Source organism: Parvularcula lutaonensis (assembly GCF_014651915.1).
In the GTDB taxonomy this organism is placed as follows: Bacteria; Pseudomonadota; Alphaproteobacteria; order Caulobacterales; family Parvularculaceae; genus Parvularcula; species Parvularcula lutaonensis.
Window position 1 is genome coordinate 31,009 of sequence record NZ_BMXU01000004.1, and the last position, 21,007, is coordinate 52,015.

Consider the following 21,007-nt stretch of genomic DNA (forward strand, 5'->3'; position numbering starts at 1 on the left):
AATGCTCTTTACCAAGAAGAACGCGGCGGAAAAGCGCGAAGACTTCCGCAGGATCCTGAACGACGGCAAGCTGCACCAGGTGCCTGGCGCATTCAGCCCCTATGTGGCGCGGATGATCGAGGACAAGGGCTATGACGCCGTCTATGTCGGCGGGGCCATGCTGACGGCGGATCTCTGCCTGCCCGATATCGGTATCGCGACACTCACCGAGTTTGCCGACCGCGCCGAGCAGATCGCCCGTGTCACCGACCTGCCGACCTTCATGGATGTCGATACAGGCTTCGGCGAGCCGATGAGCGCAGCGCGGACTGTCCGTATGCTGGAAGAAAAGGGCATCGCCGGCTGTCACATCGAAGACCAGGTGATGCCGAAGCGCTGTGGCCACCTCGACGGCAAGGAGATCGTGCCGACCGACGTGATGCTGCAACGGGTGCGCGCCGCCGTCGATGCCAAGCGCGATCCCAATTTCGTCGTCATTGCACGGAGCGACGCGCGCGCTGTCGAGGGCCTCGACGCGGCGATCGACCGCATGAAAGCCTATGTCGATGCAGGCGCGGACATGATCTTCCCTGAGGCCATGAAGTCCGAGAAGGAATTCGAAGCCGTCCGTGAAGCGATCGATGTGCCGATCCTCGCCAACATGACCGAGTTCGGCAAGTCGCGCCTCCTGACGAGGAAAGAGCTTGAAGACCTCGGCTTCAACATCGTGATCTATCCGGTGACGACCTTCCGCCTCGCCATGGGCGAAGTGGAGCGCGGCCTCGACCATATCCTCGAGGCAGGCGACCAGAACGCGATCCTCGACAAGATGCAGCACCGCAAGACGCTCTATGAATATCTTCGGTATGAAGAGTATTCGAAGTTTGACCAGAACATCTTCAATTTCGAGGTCGGCGACACGCCGACCGAATGACAGCAAGGGAAACGTTCGATGTCCGATGAAGTGAAATACGGCCTCGCGGGAGTCCTTGCCGACGATACCGCGATTTCGAAAGTTGTGCCGGAGACCAATTCGCTGACCTATCGCGGCTATGCCGTGCAGGATCTCGCGGTGAATGGCAGCTTTGAGGAGACTGCCTACCTGATCTGGAACGGCGAGCTTCCGACGAAGGCACAGCTGGACGAGTTCCGGGCCAAGGAACGCTCCGAGCGCGGAATTCCGCAGGATCTCCACGATGTCATCCGGAAGTACAACAAAGACGCGCACCCGATGGACATGATCCGGACCTCGCTTTCCTTCGCGGGGCAGGAAGACAAGGACGCGAATGTCGGATCCGGCATGGACGAGGGGGGCTTCAATCAGCAGGGGCTCTATGATCTCGCCGTGCGGATGTATGCGCGGATCCCGGAGATGGTCGCGGCGGAGTTCCGCCATCGCGAGGGCAAGGACCCCATTGCCCCGAACCCGGATCTCAATTGGTCGGAAAACTTCTTCCACATGTGCTTTGGCGAGGTGCCGGCACCGGAAGTCGTCAAGTGCTTCGATGTTTCAATGGTTCTTTACGCGGAGCACTCCTTCAACGCCTCGACCTTCGCGGCGCGTGTGATCGCCTCGACGACATCAGACATGTACTCGGCCTGCGTCGGCGGCATCGGCGCGCTGAAGGGCCCGCTCCACGGCGGCGCGAACGAGGCCGTGATGCACATGCTGAAGGAAGTCGGCTCGCCGGAAAACGCGCGCGAGTGGATGCTCACGGCACTCAAGGAGAAGCGGAAGATCATGGGCTTTGGCCACCGGGTCTACCGCTCCGGCGACAGCCGCGTTCCGACCATGACCGAGTACTTCAAGAAGATGGTCGAAGTGACGGGCACGGACGAGGCCAAGAAGTACTGGGAGATGAGCCGGATTCTCGACGATACCATGGTCGAAGCCAAGGGTATCTACCCCAACCTCGATTTCCCGGCGGGCCCGGCCTATTACCTGATGGGCTTCCCGATCCCGATGTTCACGCCTCTCTTCGTCATGAGCCGGATCACCGGATGGACCGCCCATGTGATCGAGCAGCTTGGTAACAACAAGCTGATCCGTCCACTGAGCGCCTACACCGGCGAAAGCCAGCGCGAATTCGTCCCGATCGACAAGCGCTAGCCCGCAGCGGCAAAGAAAAAGAGAGGGCGGCCCGGAGGCCGCCCTTTTTTTGTGCTGGAGCTCTGGAAAGAGCGGGGCCTTACTGGCCAAGCTCGGTCGGATAGGCGGGCGCTTCGTCCGGGACCGGGTCGACCCAGCCTTCGAGGTCCTCCATGACCTTGTCGATGGCGGCGTTGAGCTGGCTGTCTTCGCCCTTGTTCGTGGCGACCGGGTCGAGCTTGACCTCGACGTCCGGGGCGACGCCTTCATTCTCCACCGACCACTCCCCGTCGGCGTCGAAGAACCGGAAATAGGGGACGGTGAGGAAGCCGCCGTCGATCAGCGACGGGTTGGCGGAGATGCCGATCAGGCCGCCCCAGGTGCGGGTACCCATCAGCGTGCCGAGTTCTTCCTCGCGGAAGGCGTAGGGTAGGAAATCCCCGCCCGAACCCGCGTCCTGGTCGATCAGCATCACCTTCGGCCCGTAATGCGCGCTGCCCGGTGTGTTGAAAACGGCGCCGACGCGGTCTTTCCAGCCGGCGAGATAGCTCCGGCCAAGGACATCAGTGATATAATTCGCAGCCTGGCCACCGCCATTGGAGCGTTCGTCGATAATCATGCCGTCGCGCCCCGACTGCGGAAAGAACATACGGTTGAAGAAGGTGTAGCCAGCACCCGCCGTGTTCGGAAGGTAGACATACCCGACCCGACCGTCGGTTTCCTCCTCGACCATCCGGCGGTTGTCCTCGACCCAGGACCACAGGCGCAGGAGCCCTTCGCCACCGACGGGCTTGACGGTCACAGGGCGGAGACCGCGGCCTTCAGGGTTGTCGGCAACGCCGAGCACCACCTGCTGGCCTGCCGTACCCTGAAGATGCATGAAGATGTTGCCGTCTTCGCCAATCGGCTTGCCGTTGACGGTGAGGATGAAGTCTCCCTCCTCGACATCGAGGCCGGGCTCGGCCAGCGGGCCTTGAAGGAACGGGTTCCATGCTTCGCCCGAATAGATGCGGTCGATCCTGACGCCTTCGCCAGCCGGGGAAAGGTCAGCCCCGAGAAGGCCGACGCCGGGACCTTCGCCCCGCCAGACATCGCCGCCACCCACACGGTTATGTCCGACCTGCATTTCGGCAATCATCTGGACAAGGACCGTGTTGAGGTCTTCGCGTCGGCCGACATGGTCCAGGAAGGGGCGGTATTTCTCGGCCATGGCCTGCCAGTCGAGGCCATGCATGTCGGGGTCGTAGAAATACTTCGCCTCCATGCGGACGACATCGTCGAAGATCTGTTCCCACTCCTGCCGCGGGTCGACCATGACGCGCATGCTGGAACTGTCGAGCGGTTTGAGCTCGGCGCCCGGCTTGGTCTCGCCGACCAGCATTTGGCCACCGGGCTTCACGGCGATCATATGCTTGCCGTCATGGCTGACCTCGAAGCCGAAGACGCCGCTTGTCACTTCGGACGCCTTCTTGTCATCGAAGCTGAAGCGCATCATCTTCGTGCCGGCAGCAAAGGGCGTACCGGGAGGATTCACCGCGGCCCCCGGTTGCTCGGCCATCAGGTAGAGGAGGTCCCCGCCGTCAACAGTGCGGATGTTGTAGTAGCTCGCCTCGGGAACGGGGAGGGCGACGATCCTCGTTATGAGGTCATCCGTGTCAAGATCGGTCTTCACCTCCTCGCCAGTATCCTCCTCGCCATTTTCGCCGTTTTTTTCTTCGTCGTCTCTCCCAGGCTTCGCAGGCTCGTCGCCCTTTCCTTCAGCCATCGGGGACATGCCCTCGTCAGAGAGGACCGCGACATAGATGCCGGCGCGGTAGGGCTTCTCTTGCGAAGAGAGATCCAGGCCGACCTGGGCCGGGCCCGAGTTCGTCGAGGCGGTGAAGTAGAGATACTTCCCATCACGGCTGAACGCCGGAGCGCCCGTGTCGGCCATGCCGTCAGACACCGTGACCTGACGCCTGCGACCGCTTTCGAGGTCGATCAGGACGAGGTCCTGCATGAAGTTCTCCTTCTCGACCGACGTGGCAAGCCAGCGGCCGTCCGGGGAGATCGAGACCTCGAATCCCGCGCGGCGCTCATGGGTGGCGAGGGTGTCGCTGTCGCCGTCATCGAGGTCGATCCTCCGCAGGCGGAGCTGGTCGTCCTGGAGGATGATGCTCTCGCTGTCGGGCGTGAAGGCGAGAAGCTGGTGGAAGCCATCACCGAGGTCAAAGCTCTTCGCCTCGGCAGAGTCACCCTCAATCAGGGAACGGATAAAAGCGATGCCGTCGGACAGGCCGGGGCTTTCCGCCTCGCCGTCATAGACTTGGCTGCGCAGGACGAGCCTCTGGGTTTCGCCATCGTCGTGGACATAGGCCACGCGCTGGCCATCGGGGGACCAAAGGCCGGAATAGGCACGGTCGCCGCCTTCCGCGGTGAGATTGCGCGGTGAGCCGTCCTTGACCGGAAGGGTGAAGACATCCCCGCGCGCGGTCACGATGGCCCGCTTCCCGGTGGGAGAAATAGCGATCGTTTCGATGTTGCGGGTGGCGTCCTTGAAACCGGGCTGGAGCTGGGGGAGATCAGCGTTCAGCGTGATCTGGAGGGGGGTCTCTTCTCCGCTGTCGAGATCCATCAGGGCAAGGCGGCCGCCACGCTCGAAGATCAGCGTGTCGCCGTGGATGTCGGCGGCGATGATGTCCCAGTCGGTTTCATCCGTCAGCTGCTCGACCTCCTGGCTGGCTGCATCCCAGCGATAGACATTGAAGCGCTTGCTGTCGTCGCGGTCGGAGAGGAACACGATATCGTCGCCATGGAACATCGGGAAGATTTCGGTTGTCCTGTCGCCGGGAATTTCCGTCATTTCTTCAGTGTCGGGATTGAGAACGATGATCGACGGGCTGGCGCCGCCCCTGTAACCGGTCCAGCCGGAAGAGCCGCCGAACAGGCCGTTGTAAGCCACACGGGTCGGGATATAGGCAATGACCTCGCCGTCCTCGTGCCAGTCGCCCATGACGAAGCGGGCATCCATCTGGCGGACCGGCATCCCGCCTTCTGGGCTGACATGGTAGAGCTGGTCCGAGCGGCCATGATTGGTCTCACGCGGCGAGGAGAAGGCGACAGCCGATCCGTCTGCGGACCAACCCTGCACGATGTCGTCCTCGCCGTGCCAGGTCAGCCGCTTCGGCACGCCGCCATCGGCATCGACGACATAGACGTCCTGATTGCCGTCATAGTCACCGGTGAAGGCGATCATCGAGCCATCGGGGGAGAAATGGGGTGTATGCTCCGAACCCTGATGGGATGTCAGGCGCCGTGCGTTCTGCCCGTCCCGGTCTGCGACATAGATATCCCCGGCATAGGTGAAGGCGATCCTGTCGCCGCTGATCGCCGGGTCACCGAGCAGCAGGGTCTCGGCATGGGCGGCGCCCGCCATAAGGGTCAGGGCCAGGGCGCTGGTTGTCAGGCGTTTCCTCACGAGTGTTCTCCCTCGTCTGCTCTTGTTACCGAGAAACAGTAAGCCGGCGGGAGGGCAGCCCGCAACCGAACTGCTCAGCGCTCGCCGAGGCCGAGACTGTCAATGTCCAGCACCGCCGCCCGGTAGGTGACATCGGCTGACGCCAAGGCGAACTCGGCACGGGCGAGCCGGACGCGGGAGTCGGCAAGGGCCTCCTCGCGCAGATTGATGCGGAAGATGTCGCTGGCGCCGCCGCGGAAAAGCTCGTTCTCCGACCGCGCCATGATGCTGGCCTGCTCGACTTCCTGACGGGAAAGGGCGAGCACGTCACGGGCGGTGTTCAGCGTGATGATGATGTCGCTGAGTTCCTGTTCGATCCGGTCACGGAGGAGGCGGCGTTGCTGTTCGAGTGCCTCGATCTCGGCTTCTGCGGACCGAAGGCGGCCCCTGGCCTCGCGCCTTCCGATCGGGACGGAGAGGGTGACGCCTGCAACCAGCTCGGCCGGGTCACGGCTTGCGCCACCGGGTCCGATATCGCCGAAGTCGTTGAGGGCCTCGATCCGGGCATCAAGGCGCGGCTGCAGGTCGTTCCGGGCGAGGCGGCGTTCGTTTTCCGCCAGGTCGCGCTCGAGCGCGAGGGCACGAAGCTCGGGCCGCATGGCGAGGGTGGCATAGGCATCGGCGCTCGGCACGGCCGGGGTGAGCGGGAAGCTCTCCGGCAGGCGATCCGGGTCCGGAATGATCGGCGTGCCGTCGTCGCTGCGCAGGAAGAGTGACAGCCGGTTGGCGGCCAGCGCGAGGTCCCGCTCGGCCTGACGGACGAGTTCGCGACGGCGGGTCAGGTTCTGGGCGTTCTCGGTCAGGAAGATCTCCGCCCGGGCACCGGATGCCACCTCGCGGCGCAGGGCCCGGTCGCGCTCCTCAGCGAGGGTGAGAAGCGAGCGATAGGCGGCAAGCTCGCGCCCGGCGGCGACCCAGCGCCAATAGGCAATGAGGGCCTCCCGCTGGACATTGATCCGCGTCAGGAGGAGGTCGAGCTCGGCAAGCTCGAGCCCCAGCTCCGCCTGCGCCACGCCGAAGCGCCGGGCGTCGATGCTGCGGTCGCGAAGGAGGGAGAAGAGGATGCCGATCTTTCCCTCTCCGGCCCGGTTGGTGAAATAATAGTCTTCGTAAGTTGGAAAATCGCCGTCGGAGATACGGTAGCCGCCATAAACTTCCGCGCCGAGGGGGCCGAGCGGACGCTTGACCGTCGTGGTCAGGATGTCGCCTGAATAGAACCCTTCGAGACGGGCGCGCGCCTCGCTCTCCACGCGGGTGTCGAAAGAGCCGCGTGCGGAGAGGAGCGAACCCTCGGCAGACCTCCGCTCGGCTTCGGCTGCGAGCACGGCAGGATAGTGGGTGCGGGCGGACTGGCTGACCATGTACGGGAGCAGAGGCTCCTGCGCGAGGGAGGGCCCGAGCAGGAGCGACAGGAAAAGGACAAGACGCAGCGCCATCATCTTGCCGAAGGCTCCGCCTGCTGACCGTTCACGCCTTGGGTGTAGCGCGGCGGGAAATTGTTGAGCTGCCGCCAGAGCTCGTAGCCGAGCGGCACGGTCTCCAGCAGCACCCAGCCGCGGGCGGTGGCGCCAAAGCGGACGAAGCTGGCGTCGGGCCAAGGGATCTCGGCATCAGGGGCCTGGCCCACGAGGACCCGGAACTGGCCATCGGGCTGCGCGGTGGGGTCGACGGAGATGACCTCCCCTTCAAAGGTCCCGCGGGCGATGGACGGCCAGCCGGAGAACTGGACCGCTGGCCAGCCCTCGAAGAGAAGGGACACGGGCGCGCCGGGGTAGACAAGGGCGACGTCGCGGCCGTCGATGTAAAGCTCGACAGCGCGCTCGGCATTGTCCGGCTGGAAAGTCGCGACGGTCTGGCCAGCGGAGATGAAGGTCGACGTATCGCCAGCGTCGAGCCGGAGGATCGTCCCGTCCCTCGGTGCACGGATCAGGAACTGCGACTGGCGCGAGGCTTCGACCGCCTGGCGCGTCAGGGCTGCTTCGGCGGAGGCGAGGCGCGCGCGCAGGTCGTCGACCCTGATGCTCGCCTGCTCGAAGTCGCGGCGGGAGGCGAGACCCTCCCTGAAAAGGCTCTCGGTCCGCCTGAGGTCGATCTCGGCGGTGGCCAGAGCCGCCGCTGCGGCATCGCGCTGCTGGACGAGCTGCTGTTGCTCCGCATTGAGACGTTCGATCAGGTTCGGGTCGTTGTCGGCGAGGCGGAGGATCGGATCGCCAGCCTTCACATGGGAGCCGTCGCGAACATACCACTTGTCGATCCGGCCTGAGACGAGGGCGTTGATTTCCTGTACCCGGTCATTGGGATCGAGCGCGGTCACGACCCCCGGCCCGGATGTCGTCTGGACCCAAGGGACAAATGCCAGGAACAGGACCAGGGCCAGGACGGCAGAAACCAGCATTCCCGCGACAACCCGCATGATGCGGGGCACGCGGATGGAATCCAGGGTCTTGAAGTGCCGGATATGGCGTTCACGGAAAGGCATCGTCAGACCTCCCTGCTGACAGGCTCGAGCGGAACCGGCCGGGGCCTGCTGGAGATGGCATCGTAGAAGCTCCGGTGATCCTCGAAGACCCTCTGGCGTTCCGGCTCGAGATAGAGATAGCTGCCAATGCCGAGGTCCTCGCCACGGGAGGTGAAGACGATCACGGTGGAAGGGGTGCCGCCATCGGTCCTGACATTGGCGAGCGCGCGGCAAAGGACATCCTTCGGCATCGTGTCAAAGAGCTGGTTGAGGACAAGAACGGAAGGCCGGGAGAGAATCGCCGCAGCAAGCTTCAGGCGCATCGCCTCTGCCGTCGAAAGCGGCCATCCGGTAGCCGAGAGCTCCGTATCGAGACCGTTGTCCAGATCCTCGATCGAATCGAGAAGGCCCACGTCGCGCAGGACCTGCAGCATCTCCGCCGAGGAGGCATCGGGGTTCGCAAGACGCAGGTACTCACGCATCGGCATCTCCACGAGGTTCGGGCGGTCAAGGACCACCACTTCGCGCCGCAGGGCATGGACTTCCATGGCGCGTATGTCGTCGCCACCAAGGGTGAGGACGCCCCCCTTCGGTTCGACAAAGCGCTTGAGGAGGTTGGTGAAGAGGCGCTGGGTCCCGTGGGTCGATGCGGCCGCCTGCAGCTTGGTGCCCGAGGCGATCTCGAGATTGAAGCAGGCTTCCCGGCCTCGCGCTTCACCGCGCACGCCATCGAAGACAAGGGACGCATCGGAGTGGCTCGGCTGCTCGACGCCCGCGGGCTCCTCCTGGTCGATGGTCCAGAACAGGGACAGCTCCTCGCAGGCGGCGCAGAGGTCGTAGAAATAGGTGAGGTAGCTGCCAAGCTGGCTGACGCCGAAGAAGGCCACCGACAGGACAAGCTCCGCCGCGACGAGCTGGCCGAGGGTGAGCTGGCCCTGGATCACGAGCCAGCCGCCGAGGCCGAGAAGCGCCGCGCTGGCGAGGGCGTAGAGAACGAGAAAGCTGACCGTCTGGGCAAAGTGCCGACGGAAATGCCGGCAATGCTTCTCGACATAGTCCCCGGTCATGCTGTCCGTACGCTGAAGGGCATAGGCAACGTGCTGGTCGGACTTGAAATAGCCATTCGAGCTCGCAAGCCCCTGTAGCCAAGATGCCGCTTGGTGCTTGGAATGGGAGAGCTGCACCGCGCTTCGCACGGCAGACGCCCCCCAGACGAGCCAGATCAGCCAGATGAGCGCGATCACCACCACGTTGAAGGCGAGGAAGAGCGGATGGTAGAAGCTCGTCAGAACGAAGCCGACGCCGGCCTGCAGGATGACGGTGAAGCCGCCGATCATGAGCACCGGCACCGCTTTCTGCACCAGCATGATGTCGAAATAGCGGTTGAAGAGGGCGCCGCGGCCCTCGTCCTGGAAGAAGGGGTTCTGGGCATAGAGCGCGCGCAGGGCGATCTCCGAGGTCATCCGCGCGTAGAACCGACGGGCGAAGATTTCCATCAGGTGGACGCGCAGCGCATTGAGGAGGCCTGAAGCGAGAAGGAGGCCGAAGAGCGTGCCTGAGAGGACGATCAGCGGGATCGTCAGGCCGGTGTAACCGACGGAGTTGATGAGCACCTGCACCGCGATCGGCGTCGCCAGAGACAGCAGCGAGATGCCGATCCCGTAGATCACGGCAAGGGCGAGGAAACTGCGCTCTCCCTTCAGGATCTCGACAACAAGGGAAATGATGTGCCGGGCGGACGGCGGTGAACTATGCTCGATAGCCAAGCGGGATGCTCCTCAGCAAAAAAAGGCCCGGCCGCCCACCGCGGTCAAACCTATCGCCCAGAGAAGTAGCCCAAAGGTGTTTCCATACAATAGCCCCTAACGGTTCCCATGGTCGCGATAGGCGTTTCCTATCGGAATGGCGGTTCCGACATTCTGCACATCGAAATACAGAAAACCCATGGCGGAATATCCGGCTCATGTTACGCCAGATGCGCGTGCGGGGGGAGGCCGGTTCCCGGTTCTGATGTCCTGTGCGTGTCATTGGCAGGAACAGAGGAAACACTGATGAAAAGCCTTCTGACTATCGCTTCGGCCGCTGCCGTTGCCCTGACGTTCAATGCAGCCCAAGCGCAGGAAATGCGCGACGCTCCAAATCCGTGGCTCGACTGCGGCATCGGCGCGATGATCTTCCCGGATGACAATCTCGAGGTTGGCGCCGGCATCTCGAACATCATCTGGGATCTGGGCACCACCGCCGTGATCTCGGCCGCCTCGTCGCCGGATACCTGTGCAGGCACGTCGAACGTCGCCATGGCGGTGTTCATCGAGCGGACCTACCCGACCCTCGAAGCCGAGCTGGCCAAGGGGTATGGCGACAACATTGCAGCGCTTGCCACGATGGTCGGTGCCGAAGACGAAGCGGCCTTCACCGCGGCCCTGCGTGCCGAGATGGGCGCTGTCCTCGCTTCGGAAGAGAAATCCCAGGCGCTCTACTTCGCGGCCCTCGAAGCTGCGAAGTCGTAAGCCTCGAGAAACTATCCGTGTAAGGATGCGGGGCGCGGCGTCGGCCGCGCCCTTTTTCGACTCCTCTTCAAGCACAACGCAGGGCAAGGTCGGCGAATGGGTGGGCGCTTCGTTCTGATTCTCTTGCTGGCTCTGGCCATGTCCGGTGCCGCGCGTGCGGAACTCGCCGCCAGCGCGGCGGACATCACGCGGATTTCGGAGTCCGAAGAGTGGCGGATCCTGGGCCGCTGGAAGCGCGGCGCCTTTGGCGGCGTGAAGAGCGATATCATCTCTGATGGCTTCTTCCTTGCCGAGGACGGACGGAAGAACCCCGAAGCCGAGCTGCGGGCCACGCTCGCCGGGCTTGCGGCGCCGATGACCGAGCAGCCGGAGGCACACGTCCTCTGCCGCTACCCCGGCCGGGCGACGTTCCTGCGGCAACAGGGGCTGGCCGTTGCCGATCCTCTCGATCAGTGTCCGGCGTTCTCGGAGTTTCTAGACGGCGGTGCGACGGACAGCGTCTCGGTGCTGTTCATTTCAGGCTACCTGTCGAACCCAGGGTCTGCGTTCGGGCACCTTCTCATGCGCTTCCATAGCGCAGGGGATGACGAGCCCGTGGAGAATGTCCTCGACCGCGCCATCAACTATGGCGCCGCATCGTCCGAGGACGATGCTTTGCTGCCCTATCTCGTGAAGGGCCTGTTCGGCGGTTACCAGTCGACCTATTCGACGATCCAGTTCTACCACCAGGCGCAGCGCTACCGCGAGATCGAGCTCCGGACCATATGGCAATACCGCCTCGATCTGACGCCGGAGGAAACGCGGCTGGTCACGGCCCATGTCTACGAGCTCCTGAAGAGCGAGAACCGCTATTACTTCATGCGCCAGAACTGCGCCTACCGCATCGCGGAGACGCTGGAGCTTGTGGTCGATCGCGATCTCGTTCCGAATACGAAGCTCTGGGTGACGCCGATCGACGTGTTCCACCAGCTGACCGGCGATGAGGCGGATGGCGGAGACGAGATCGCGGACTTCAAGCGCCTCGCCTCGCGCGAGACGCTGTTCCTCGAAGGCTACCGCGCGCTGGAGGCCGACGGGCGGGCCTTTGTCGATCGTGTCATCGCTGCACCCGATGTCTCGGTGAGAGCGACACTGGCTCAGGCGCCGCTCGATGATCCGTCTGCGGCCTACAACGTCCTTCTCGACCACTACGCCTATGCTGCCGATACGCCGGAAGAAGATGCGCGTCTAGAAGAGGTGACGATCGAGCGTTTCAAGCTTCCGCCGTCCACTGCTCCTGTGCCGGAGCGCCAGGTCCCTCCGCATACGGGGCAGCGGCCATCCTTGGTGCAGGTATCCGCGCTTGCCAATGACACGCTGGGGGAGGGGACGGAGCTGCGGATCAGGCCGGCCTATTTCGACTTTCTCTCTGCCACGGTCGGCACGGTTCCCTATAGCGAGCTGGCGATGGCGGACACGCGGCTGGTGATCCGTGACGGCAAGGTGGATCTCAGGAGCCTCGAGGCTGTTCGGGTGACGAATCTCAGCCCACGGACTGCCGATGCCCCAGATGCGGGCGGCCTTGCCTGGCGGGTCCGCTTCGGTGCCGAGGACCGGGACCTTGCCTGTGACCAGTGCCTTTTGGGCTATGGCGAGTTCGGTGTGGGCAAGGCTTATGAGCTTGCCGAGGGCGTGGCCCTCTATGGTCTCGTCTCGGGGCGCATCGAGGCGGGGCGTCACTCCGAGAGCCTCGCCCATATCCGCCCCGCCGCAGGGTTCGTGATCAACCGCCGCGCGGCAGCGTTCCAGATCGAAGGCGGCATCCTGCAGGGGCTCGACGAAGATGACGAAAGCCGCCTGTTCGGCAAGGCGGAACTCCGCCTTGGAGCAGGGCAGCGATGGGACGTGCGGGTCTCGACCGCCTACGACGAGGCGCTGGAAACCGCGTTCTCGCTCGGTTTCTACTGGTAGGCGGTCCACGACGCCGCGCCTCGCGAACCTTGGCCCCCCCGCGCTGTTGTCGTCATTCGCGCAACGAAAGGCTTCGCGTGGCAGATTTCGAAGAGAGGCACCGCTGGTCCCCGCCGCGCTCGGAGCCGAGCAGGGTCTACGCCATCATCGCCGAGGAGGGTAGGACGGAGCTTCTCCGGCCCACTGTCTCCATTGTCTGGTCGGCGCTGGCGGCGGGGCTCGCGATTTCGTTCTCCATGATCGCCGAGGCGGCCCTGCGCGCCTACCTTCCCGATGCGCCCTGGCGCCCGACCGTCGAGAATTTCGGCTATGTGGTCGGCTTCCTGATCGTCATCCAGAGCCGCCTGCAGCTCTTCACCGAGAACACGATCACCGCGGTGCTGCCGATGCTGAAGGACCCCTGCCGCAGGACCATCCTCGGCACAACGAAGCTCTGGGGGCTCAGCCTTCTCTTCAACGTGGTCGGCGCAGGGATCGCGGCGCTCGTGATCCTCCATGGCAGGGTGGTTCCGCCGGAGATCCTCGAAGCGGCGCTGTCGATCGGGGCGCATGTGGCCGAGCTTTCCGCCCAGGAGAGCTTTGCCCGGGCGATCCCCGCGGGATTCCTCATCGCGGCGCTGGTCTGGATGCTTCCGTCCTCGGAGGGTTCCGAGGTCGCTGTCATCACCATCATGATCTACATGATCGCTCTTGGAGACTTCACGCATGTCATTGTCGGCACGGTGGAGCTGTTCCTTGTCGTCTTCGCCGGGGAGCATGACGCTTTGCAGATGGCGGTCTTCCGCTGGCTGCCAACCCTCCTTGGCAACATTATCGGCGGCACGTTCCTGTTCGCGCTCCTGGCCTATGGGCAGGTGCAGCAGGAGCTGGAGGAAGAAGAAGCCGGCGAGCGCGGCCCCAACGAGCTGAGAGACGACGAGAAAAGCAAAGAAGCGTGAACGTCAGGCGCTGCAGCTCGCCCCGCCGAGCACGCAGAAACGCGAGCAGTGCGGGTGATTGAGCCTGACGGGCCCGGAGGCTTCTGCCAGGGTCTCGCCAAGGTCGAATTCCTCGTCATACGGAAGGAGCGTGCAGGCGGCGACGCGCGGCGTCGCTTCGCCCTTGCGCTTCACCACCATGCGCGAGGACGAGCACATCACGGCCGTCTTCGGCAGGTCGAGGATGCCCCAGCAGGCTTCGGACACTTCCGGCGTGTCCAGCGTCGCATCCATTTCAGGGAAGACGACCAGACGCTCAGGATCGGAAAGGTCAAGCTCGATGCCGATTGCCTTGAGGAGCCGGTCATAGCCATCCCGCGCCTCCTCCATCGTCTCGGTGGCGAGCTGGCGCCCGGCAACGGCAAGGCGGAAGCCGTTGCGGTGCAGCCAGAGCAGGCCGTCAATAGTCTTGTCCCAGGTGTCCGCGCCGCGCTCGGCCTCATGGGCGTCCTTGGTATGGTGATCGAGGCTCACCCGCATCAGGAGACGATCGGAATGCTGCGCCGCGATCTCTTGCAGCTGCGCTTCGAACCGGCGCATCGGGCGCATGGCGTTGGTCAGTACAAGGACCTCGAACCCCCGCGCGAGGCAGCTCTTCATCATCGGGATCATGTCGCGGTTCATGAAGGGCTCGCCGCCGGTGAAGCCGATCTGGCGGGTGCCGAGCCGCTCCGTCTCGATCTCGTCGAGATAGCGGTCGACCTCCTGCGCGGTGAGGTAGACCAGCGCGTCATTGGTCGGCGAGCTTTCGATGTAGCAGGTCGCGCAGGCGAGATTGCAGAGCGTGCCGGTGTTGAACCAGAGCGTATCGAGCCCGGCCAGGGGCACCACCGCGCGCTCCTTGCCATCCTTGGTCAGGAGGGGGTTGTCGAACTTGCCCCGTTCGAGGGACTGGCCACCACGGCGGAAGGGGGACTGAGCGGGATCGGGGAACTGCACCATGGAGAACTCTTCGCCGCGCCTGCCCGCGGAGTTACTTTGCGGTGTAACCTTGAAGCCCACCTCGCGAAGCTGTCAAAGAACATCTTTTCGCAGCAAGGTCGCTGCCGGGGCTGACATGAATATCGAGAACTCGCAGAACTATTACGGAAAGGTCCTGCAGGGGTCGCAGGACTTGCTGACGGACGCCTGCTGCACCGCGGAGGCGCCGCCGCCGGCGATCCGGAAGGCGCTGGCGAATGTCCATGAGGAGGTCACGAGCCGCTACTATGGCTGCGGCCTCGTCGCGCCTGAATGCCTCGCGGGTGCCTCGATCCTCGATCTCGGCTCGGGCTCGGGGCAGGACGCCTATGTGCTCGCGCAGCTCGTCGGGCCGCAGGGCCGGATCGTCGGTGTCGACGCCACGCCCGAGCAGCTCGAGGTCGCCAACCGGCACAAGGATTGGCATGCGGAGCGCTTCGGCTTCGCCAATGTCGAATTCCTGAAAGGCGATATCGAAAGGCTCGACGAACTCGATCTCGAGCCCGGCAGCTTCGACATCATCGTATCGAACTGCGTCATCAATCTTGTCCAGGACAAGGCTGCGGTCTTCCGCCAGGCGCACCGCCTGCTGAAGAACGGCGGCGAGATCTATTTCTCCGACGTCTATGCCGACCGCCGGATCCCCAAGGCGCTGCAGGAGGACCCGGTCCTTCATGGCGAGTGCATCTCGGGCGCTCTTTACTGGGGCGACTTCGACCGGATTGCCAAGGAATGCGGTTTCCCGGACCCTCGGCTCGTGAAGGACCGCCCACTGAACATCGGCGACCCGGTGCAGCTCGCCAAGGTGCAGGGCTTCCGTTTCTATTCGGCCACCTACCGCCTGTTCAAGCTCGAGGGCCTCGAGCCCCAATGCGAGGATTATGGACAGGCCGTGCGCTACAAGGGCACGATCCCCGGCTTCGAGGATGCCTTCGCTCTCGACAACCATCACTTCATCGAAACCGGCCGCGTCTTTCCGGTCTGCGGCAATACCTGGCTGATGCTGCACGACACGCGGTTTGCGGAGCATTTCGAGTTCATCGGCGACTTCTCGCGCCATTACGGCATCTTCCCCGGCTGCGGGACGTCGATCCCCTTCCAGGGCCCCGAAGCCGATCCCGCGGCGACGAGCGGCGCCTGCTGCTGACCCATGGGACGTGTCCTGATCACAGGCTCTGCGGGCCTTCTCGGTGGCGAGGTCACCGGCCGCATGAAGGATGCGGGGTGGGAGGTGATTGGCCTCGTCAACCGCAACCCCGACATCCGGCGCAATGACAATGCACCTGTCGAGGGTATCGCGACGGTGAGGGGCAATATCACGCAAGAAAGGTTCGGTCTGTCCCAGGAGGAATGGGACGGTCTCTCCTCGCATATCGACTTCATCGTCCATTCCGCCGCCGTCACGGACTTCACCGAGGAAACGGACCTCCACCGTGCCGTGAACGTCGAGGGCACAAAAAACGTCCTTGAGCTGACCAAGAAAGCTGGCGCGAAACTCCTTCACATCTCGACCGCCTATGTCGCTGGCGACCGGGAAGGGGAGATCCTCGAAACCGAATTCGACGAGGGCCAGGGCTTCACCAATGGCTATGAGGCGACGAAGTTCCGGGCTGAGAAGCTGGTCCGCGAAAGCGATGTTCGTTGGGCCATCGCGCGGCCCGGTATCGTGCTCGGCGACCATCCGAACGGACGCACCCGGAGCTTCGACACGATCTATCCGATCCTCAAGGTCTTTGCCGAGGGCTGGGTCAAGACGATGCCCGCGGCGGCGCATGCGACCCTCGACCTCGTGCCCATCGACTATGTCTGCGAAGGTATCGTCCAGATGGCGGGGCGCTTCGACGAGGCAGAGGGAAAGGTCTTCCACCTGGTCTCGGGGCGACCGACGCCGCTGCGTGCTTTCCCCGAGACGCTGCTCAAGTTCGACGGCCTCTCGTCGCCTGCGTGGGTGGACCCCGAAAGCTTCGATATCGGGAGCCTGCCGCCCTCCGAACGGCGTTTCTTCCAGCGCGGCGCCGAGGTCTATGCCCGCTATTTTACGCGCAACCCGCAATTTGACGACAGGGCCTATCGCGCCTTTGCAGGGGAAGGCTGTCCGCCCACCAATGAAGAGTGGTGGGAAAGGATCGTTTCCTATGCCATTGCGGCCGGCTTCATCCGCGCACGAAAGAAGAAAGGCGCGGCATGACGGTCCGGGTCGCTATCCTCGCGCGGTACCCCGAACCGGGTAAATGCAAGACGCGCCTGATCCCGGCCCTCGGTGAAGAAGGCGCGGCGGAGTTGCACCGCAAGCTGACGGAAAGAACGCTCGACAAGGCGAGGGCTTCGGGCCTGATGGTCGAGCTCTGGGGCACGGGCGGCACGAAAAAGCAGTTCAAGAAATGGCTCGGGCCGGTCAGGTTCCGCGAGCAACCCGAGGGCGATCTCGGCGAGCGCCTTCTCGCCGCGGCGGATCCCTATCCCGTGATCTTTCTCGGTACGGACTGTCCCGACTTCAAGCCGAAGCATCTGCGCATGGCCGCGGCGCATCTCGAAGAGGACCGGTTCGTGATCGGCCCGGCCCATGACGGCGGCTACTGGACCATCGGCCTGCCCCATGCCTGCAAGGCGCTGTTCCGGGACATGCCCTGGGGGACGGAGAAGGTCTACAACACGACGCTCGCCCGGATGGCCGGCAAGGACATCAAGCCGAAGGTCCTGAAAACCCTCCACGACCTTGATCGCCCTGAAGACCTCGAACGGTGGCCCGAGCTTCTGTCGTGACCGGTCTTTCCATCGTCATCCCCGCGCTGGACGAAGAGCGTGCGCTCCCCCGGCTCATCCGGTCGCTCGATGCGCTTGATCCGCAAGCCGATGAAGTCATCCTCGTCGACGGCGGCAGCAAGGACGGCACTGTCGCTCTCGCGGAAGAAGCAGGCTTCCGTGTCATCCACCAAGACCCGAAAGGTCGTGCACGGCAGATCAACCGGGGGGTTGAGGAGGCGGCGCACCCTCTCGTCTGCATCCTTCACGCCGATACGATCCTGCCCGACGATGCGGTCAGCATCATCAGCCAGGTGATGGCCGACGAGAAAACCGTGCTTGCCGGCTTCACGGCGATCCTCGAAGGCGAGCAGCAGACGCGTTGGCTCACGTCGCTGCACAACTGGGCGAAGACCTGGTACGCGCCCGCGATCTTCCGGCCCCATCTTTTCCTGAAAGGTTGCAGGCTCCTTTTCGGGGACCATGCCATGTTCTTCCGCAGGGAGGACTTTCTCGCCGTCGGCGGCTGCGACCCGGAGATGATGGTGATGGAGGAGGCCGATCTGTGCGTGAAGATGACCTCCCGCGGCCGTGTCCGGCTGATCGACCGCATCGTGCGGACCGATGACCGGCGCGTGGCGGCCTGGGGTGGTCTGAAAGCGAATTGGGTGTATCTCAATGTCGGGATCCGATGGGGCCTCGGCGCGCGCAAGCGGCTGGGGGACCGTTACCCGGACGTGCGCTGAAGGAGCGAGCATGGCTGACCTGTGGTGGAAAGGCGCCGTGATCTACCAGATCTATCCGCGCAGCTATCGTGACACCAATGGTGACGGGGTGGGCGATCTCAAGGGTGTCATCGAGAAGCTGCCTTACGTGGCCGACCTGGGGGTCGACGGGATCTGGCTCTCGCCTTTCTTTACCTCGCCCATGCATGATTTCGGCTATGACGTCGCCGATTATTGCGATGTCGATCCCGTCTTCGGCACCCTGCAGGATTTTGATACGCTGCTCTCAGAGGCGCATGACCGCGGCCTGAAGCTCATTATCGACCAGGTCTATTCGCATACCTCGGACCGGCATCCGTGGTTCAGGGACAGCCGCCAGCGCCGGAATGGCCGGGACGACTGGTATGTCTGGGCGGATGCGAAAGAGGACGGCACGCCTCCGAACAACTGGTTGTCCGTTTTCGGAGGACCGGCCTGGTCATGGGATACCGGGCGTCGGCAATATTACCTCCATAATTTCCTGCGCGAGCAGCCGGACCTCAATTTCCATAACGAGGAGGTGCAGGAAGAGATCCTCGAGACAGCGAAATTCTGGCTGGAGAGGGGCGTCGATGGCTTTCGCCTCGATGTCGCGAACTACTATCTCCACGACGACCAGCTCAGGGACAACCCCCCGTCGAAGGCAGAAGCGCCCAAGCGGCCTTACGACTTCCAGAGGCATGTCTATAACCGCTCGCGCCCGGAGAACCTCGAGTTCATCGAGCGGTTCCGGACGCTTCTCGATAGCCATGACGCGAAGATGGCTGTCGCTGAAGTCTTCAGCGACAAACCGATCGAGCGGAGCACGGAGTATACGGAAGGGCCGAAGCGCCTGCATACGGCCTATAGCTTCAGTTTCCTCCATGCCGAAGAGATGTCGGCCGGGCTCATCCGCTCTGCCCTCGAAGCATGGACGAGCCCCGAGGCGTGGCCGAGCTGGTCGTTTTCCAACCATGATGTCGCTCGGGTCCTGACCCGGTGGGGCGGAGAGGACGCGCCGCCTGAATGCGCGAGGATGCTGATCGCGCTCCTGACCTGCCTCCGGGGAACGGCGTTCATCTACCAAGGCGAGGAGCTTGGCCTTCCGCAGGCGGACGTTCCCTATGAAATGCTGAAGGATCCCGAGGCCATTCGTTTCTGGCCGGATAATCTAGGCCGCGACGGCTGCCGCACTCCCATGCCCTGGGTTTCGGAGGCGGAGAATGTCGGCTTCGGGCTAGGCGTGCCCTGGTTGCCGATCGACCCCCGGCACAAGCTCCTTGCCGTGGACCTCCAGGAGGCGGACCCGGACTCCGTCCTCCATTTCACGCGCAATTTCCTGGAGCTGCGGAAGGGCCAACCGGCCTTGCAGTCGGGGAGCATCACTTTCCACGATGCCCCGGAGCCCGTGCTGGCCTTCACCCGTAAATCCGGTGAGGACGCGATCCTGTGCGTTTTCAACCTGTCGTCGGTAGAGGCGGCCCTGCCCGATGGCATCGCTGTGCGAGCCGGCAAGCCGCTCGAAACCGGGCTTCTGGCCTATCGCGAGGACGGGGGCATCATCCTTCCGCCCTATGGCGGGCTTCTGAGCTACAGGCTCTAACCGGCCTTCGCAACCATCAGCACGGCTTCCACGCAGGCGCGCCAGCGGCGGAGCCGGCGCTCACGATCCTCCGCCTCCATCTTCGGCGCGAAACTGCGGTCCCGAACGGCGTTCTGCGCCACCTCGTCCAGCGAGCCGAACGTGCCCGCCTGCAGGAAGGCGAGATAGGCGGCGCCGAGCGCTGTCGTCTCCAGCACTTTCGGGCGATCCACCGGCAGGTCGAGAATGTCAGACAGTCTTTGCACGAACCAGTCATTGGCCGCCATGCCTCCATCGACGCTGAGCGCCGCCACCGGCAGGCCGTCAGCAGCCATGGCATCGACGAGATCGCGGGTCTGGTAGATCACGCCTTCGAGGGCCGCGCGCGCCAGCTCGTCTGGCCCGGTCGAACGGGTCATGCCGAAGACGGCCGCTCTGGCATCAGGCGACCAGTAGGGCGCGCCCATGCCCGTGAAGGCGGGGACCATCACGACCTCGGCGTCAGCCTGCGCGCGCTCGGCCCGTTCGGCCGTCTCGGCAGCATTCTTCAGTAGGCGGAGTTCGTCACGCAGCCACTGCACCGCCGCGCCTGCGATGAAGATCGACCCCTCCACCGCGTAGGTCGGCTTGCCACCAATGCGATAGGCCACGGTCGAGAGCAGCCGGTTCTTGGATTGCTTGATCTCCTCGCCCGTGTTCACGAGGACGAAGCAGCCCGTGCCATAGGTCGATTTGATGTCGCCGGGCCGGAAGCAGGCCTGGCCGACGGTCGCCCCCTGCTGGTCGCCCACCATGGACAGGATCGGCAGGGGAGTGCCGAAAAGCTCCGGCGATGCAAAGCCGAAATCGGCTGCGGAGTCCTCGACCTGCGGCAGAAGTGCCTTCGGCACGCCGAACAGCTTGAGAAGCTCGTCGTCCCAGTCCTGCGCGGCCAGGTTGAAGAGGCAGGTCCGGCAGGCATTGGTCGCATCGGTCTTGTGGTGCCGGCCTCCCGTCAGCTTCCAGAGCAGCCATGTGTCCACCGTGCCCGCCGCCAGCTCGCCGGCCTCGGCCCGTTGCCGCGCCCCTTCGACATTGTCGAGAAGCCAGGCCAGTTTGGACGCGGAAAAGTATGGGTCCAGCAGGAGGCCCGCCCGTTGCTGCACCATCGGTTCATGGCCGGCCTCGACGAGCTTCCGGCAAAAGGCGCTCGTCCTGCGGTCCTGCCAGACGATGGCGTTGTGGATCGGCTCACCGGTCTTCCGGTCCCAGACAATGATCGTCTCGCGCTGGTTGGTGATGCCTATGCCGAGCACCGTGTGCCCTGCCGCGTGTGCCTCCTTGAAGGCGGCCTGCGCAGTCCTCAGCACACTGCTCCAGATAGCCTCGGGATCGTGCTCGACCATGCCTTCACCGGGATAGAGCTGTTCGAACTCCTCCTGCGCGGTGGCGAGGATGTCCCCCTTCGGAGAGAAGATGATGGCGCGGGACGAGGTGGTGCCCTGGTCGATGGCGAGGATGGCGTCGGTCATGGCCTGACAA

Annotated in this window: 16 protein-coding genes; 10 read left to right on the plus strand and 6 right to left on the minus strand. The window is 64.0% G+C overall.

Annotated elements, in window-relative coordinates; genetic code table 11:
- Position 1 precedes the first annotated feature (1 nt).
- Both prpB and IE053_RS14120 read left to right on the plus strand, forming a co-directional pair.
- Entirely contained in the window at positions 2-913 is a 912-nt protein-coding gene (prpB, locus tag IE053_RS14115) for a methylisocitrate lyase (protein WP_189577238.1), read from the plus strand.
- An 18-nt stretch (positions 914-931) separates the two neighbouring features.
- On the plus strand, positions 932-2,089 hold the full coding sequence (locus IE053_RS14120) for a bifunctional 2-methylcitrate synthase/citrate synthase (RefSeq protein WP_189577240.1): 1,158 nt from the start codon (positions 932-934) through the stop codon (positions 2,087-2,089).
- Positions 2,090-2,168: 79 nt separating this feature from the next.
- Here IE053_RS14120 and IE053_RS14125 read toward each other — a convergent pair whose 3' ends face one another.
- The 4 genes from IE053_RS14125 to IE053_RS14140 all read right to left on the minus strand — a co-directional run bounded on the left by IE053_RS14125 (position 2,169) and on the right by IE053_RS14140 (position 9,788).
- Positions 2,169-5,525 carry a S41 family peptidase gene (locus IE053_RS14125; RefSeq protein ID WP_229786262.1) on the minus strand — a complete coding sequence of 1,119 codons (3,357 nt, stop codon included), beginning with the start codon at positions 5,523-5,525 and terminating at the stop codon, positions 2,169-2,171.
- A 74-nt stretch (positions 5,526-5,599) separates the two neighbouring features.
- Positions 5,600-7,003 carry a TolC family protein gene (locus IE053_RS14130; protein WP_189577242.1) on the minus strand — a complete coding sequence of 468 codons (1,404 nt, stop codon included), beginning with the start codon at positions 7,001-7,003 and terminating at the stop codon, positions 5,600-5,602.
- Positions 7,000-8,043: an efflux RND transporter periplasmic adaptor subunit gene (locus IE053_RS14135; protein ID WP_189577244.1), complete on the minus strand. Its 1,044-nt coding sequence runs from the start codon at positions 8,041-8,043 to the stop codon at positions 7,000-7,002. The genes IE053_RS14130 and IE053_RS14135 overlap by 4 nt, the downstream gene beginning before the upstream one ends.
- A 2-nt stretch (positions 8,044-8,045) precedes the next feature.
- Positions 8,046-9,788, minus strand: a complete 1,743-nt coding sequence (locus tag IE053_RS14140; RefSeq protein WP_189577246.1) for an ABC transporter transmembrane domain-containing protein — start codon at positions 9,786-9,788, stop codon at positions 8,046-8,048.
- A gap of 285 nt (positions 9,789-10,073) precedes the next feature.
- Here IE053_RS14140 and IE053_RS14145 point away from each other — a divergent pair, with 285 nt between their 5' ends.
- The 3 genes from IE053_RS14145 (at position 10,074) to IE053_RS14155 (ending at position 13,420) form a co-directional block, all read left to right on the plus strand.
- Positions 10,074-10,532, plus strand: coding sequence for a DUF3015 family protein (locus tag IE053_RS14145; protein ID WP_229786263.1), 459 nt, complete (start codon positions 10,074-10,076; stop codon positions 10,530-10,532).
- Between the two features lie 138 nt (positions 10,533-10,670).
- Positions 10,671-12,482, plus strand: a complete 1,812-nt coding sequence (locus IE053_RS14150) for an Lnb N-terminal periplasmic domain-containing protein (RefSeq protein WP_189577248.1) — start codon at positions 10,671-10,673, stop codon at positions 12,480-12,482.
- A gap of 77 nt (positions 12,483-12,559) precedes the next feature.
- Positions 12,560-13,420: a formate/nitrite transporter family protein gene (locus IE053_RS14155; RefSeq protein WP_189577250.1), complete on the plus strand. Its 861-nt coding sequence runs from the start codon at positions 12,560-12,562 to the stop codon at positions 13,418-13,420.
- A 3-nt stretch (positions 13,421-13,423) separates the two neighbouring features.
- Here the strand turns inward: IE053_RS14155 and IE053_RS14160 are convergent, their stop codons facing one another.
- Positions 13,424-14,401 (minus strand): radical SAM protein, encoded by a 978-nt coding sequence (locus tag IE053_RS14160; RefSeq protein WP_189577252.1) that lies wholly within the window; start codon positions 14,399-14,401, stop codon positions 13,424-13,426.
- A gap of 115 nt (positions 14,402-14,516) precedes the next feature.
- Here IE053_RS14160 and IE053_RS14165 point away from each other — a divergent pair, with 115 nt between their 5' ends.
- The 5 genes from IE053_RS14165 to IE053_RS14185 are packed head-to-tail and all read left to right on the plus strand — an operon-like array spanning position 14,517 to position 19,507.
- A complete protein-coding gene (locus tag IE053_RS14165; protein WP_189577254.1) occupies positions 14,517-15,566 on the plus strand; it encodes a methyltransferase domain-containing protein in 1,050 nt (349 codons plus the stop codon).
- A gap of 3 nt (positions 15,567-15,569) precedes the next feature.
- Positions 15,570-16,607: an SDR family oxidoreductase gene (locus tag IE053_RS14170; protein ID WP_189577256.1), complete on the plus strand. Its 1,038-nt coding sequence runs from the start codon at positions 15,570-15,572 to the stop codon at positions 16,605-16,607.
- A complete protein-coding gene (locus tag IE053_RS14175; protein ID WP_189577258.1) occupies positions 16,604-17,182 on the plus strand; it encodes a TIGR04282 family arsenosugar biosynthesis glycosyltransferase in 579 nt (192 codons plus the stop codon). Before IE053_RS14170 ends, IE053_RS14175 begins: the two co-directional genes overlap by 4 nt.
- On the plus strand, positions 17,179-17,907 hold the full coding sequence (locus tag IE053_RS14180; RefSeq protein ID WP_189577260.1) for a glycosyltransferase: 729 nt from the start codon (positions 17,179-17,181) through the stop codon (positions 17,905-17,907). The genes IE053_RS14175 and IE053_RS14180 overlap by 4 nt, the downstream gene beginning before the upstream one ends.
- 10 nt (positions 17,908-17,917) lie before the next feature.
- A complete protein-coding gene (locus tag IE053_RS14185) occupies positions 17,918-19,507 on the plus strand; it encodes an alpha-glucosidase (protein WP_189577262.1) in 1,590 nt (529 codons plus the stop codon).
- Here IE053_RS14185 and glpK read toward each other — a convergent pair.
- Positions 19,504-20,997, minus strand: a complete 1,494-nt coding sequence (gene glpK, locus IE053_RS14190; protein ID WP_189577264.1) for a glycerol kinase GlpK — start codon at positions 20,995-20,997, stop codon at positions 19,504-19,506. The two genes, IE053_RS14185 and glpK, sit on opposite strands and share 4 nt — an antisense overlap.
- Between the last annotated feature and the right edge of the window lie 10 nt (positions 20,998-21,007).

What these genes read in the sequence shown, in the direction of transcription:
- prpB (WP_189577238.1), top strand. Translation starts at nt 2, where the DNA reads ATGCTCTTTACCAAGAAGAACGCGGCGGAAAAGCGCGAAGACTTCCGC.
- IE053_RS14120 (WP_189577240.1), top strand. Translation starts at nt 932, where the DNA reads ATGTCCGATGAAGTGAAATACGGCCTCGCGGGAGTCCTTGCCGACGAT.
- IE053_RS14130 (WP_189577242.1), bottom strand. Translation starts at nt 7,003, where the DNA reads ATGATGGCGCTGCGTCTTGTCCTTTTCCTGTCGCTCCTGCTCGGGCCC.
- IE053_RS14135 (WP_189577244.1), bottom strand. Translation starts at nt 8,043, where the DNA reads ATGCCTTTCCGTGAACGCCATATCCGGCACTTCAAGACCCTGGATTCC.
- IE053_RS14145 (WP_229786263.1), top strand. Translation starts at nt 10,074, where the DNA reads ATGAAAAGCCTTCTGACTATCGCTTCGGCCGCTGCCGTTGCCCTGACG.
- IE053_RS14150 (WP_189577248.1), top strand. Translation starts at nt 10,671, where the DNA reads ATGTCCGGTGCCGCGCGTGCGGAACTCGCCGCCAGCGCGGCGGACATC.
- IE053_RS14160 (WP_189577252.1), bottom strand. Translation starts at nt 14,401, where the DNA reads ATGGTGCAGTTCCCCGATCCCGCTCAGTCCCCCTTCCGCCGTGGTGGC.
- IE053_RS14165 (WP_189577254.1), top strand. Translation starts at nt 14,517, where the DNA reads ATGAATATCGAGAACTCGCAGAACTATTACGGAAAGGTCCTGCAGGGG.
- IE053_RS14170 (WP_189577256.1), top strand. Translation starts at nt 15,570, where the DNA reads ATGGGACGTGTCCTGATCACAGGCTCTGCGGGCCTTCTCGGTGGCGAG.
- IE053_RS14175 (WP_189577258.1), top strand. Translation starts at nt 16,604, where the DNA reads ATGACGGTCCGGGTCGCTATCCTCGCGCGGTACCCCGAACCGGGTAAA.
- IE053_RS14185 (WP_189577262.1), top strand. Translation starts at nt 17,918, where the DNA reads ATGGCTGACCTGTGGTGGAAAGGCGCCGTGATCTACCAGATCTATCCG.
- glpK (WP_189577264.1), bottom strand. Translation starts at nt 20,997, where the DNA reads ATGACCGACGCCATCCTCGCCATCGACCAGGGCACCACCTCGTCCCGC.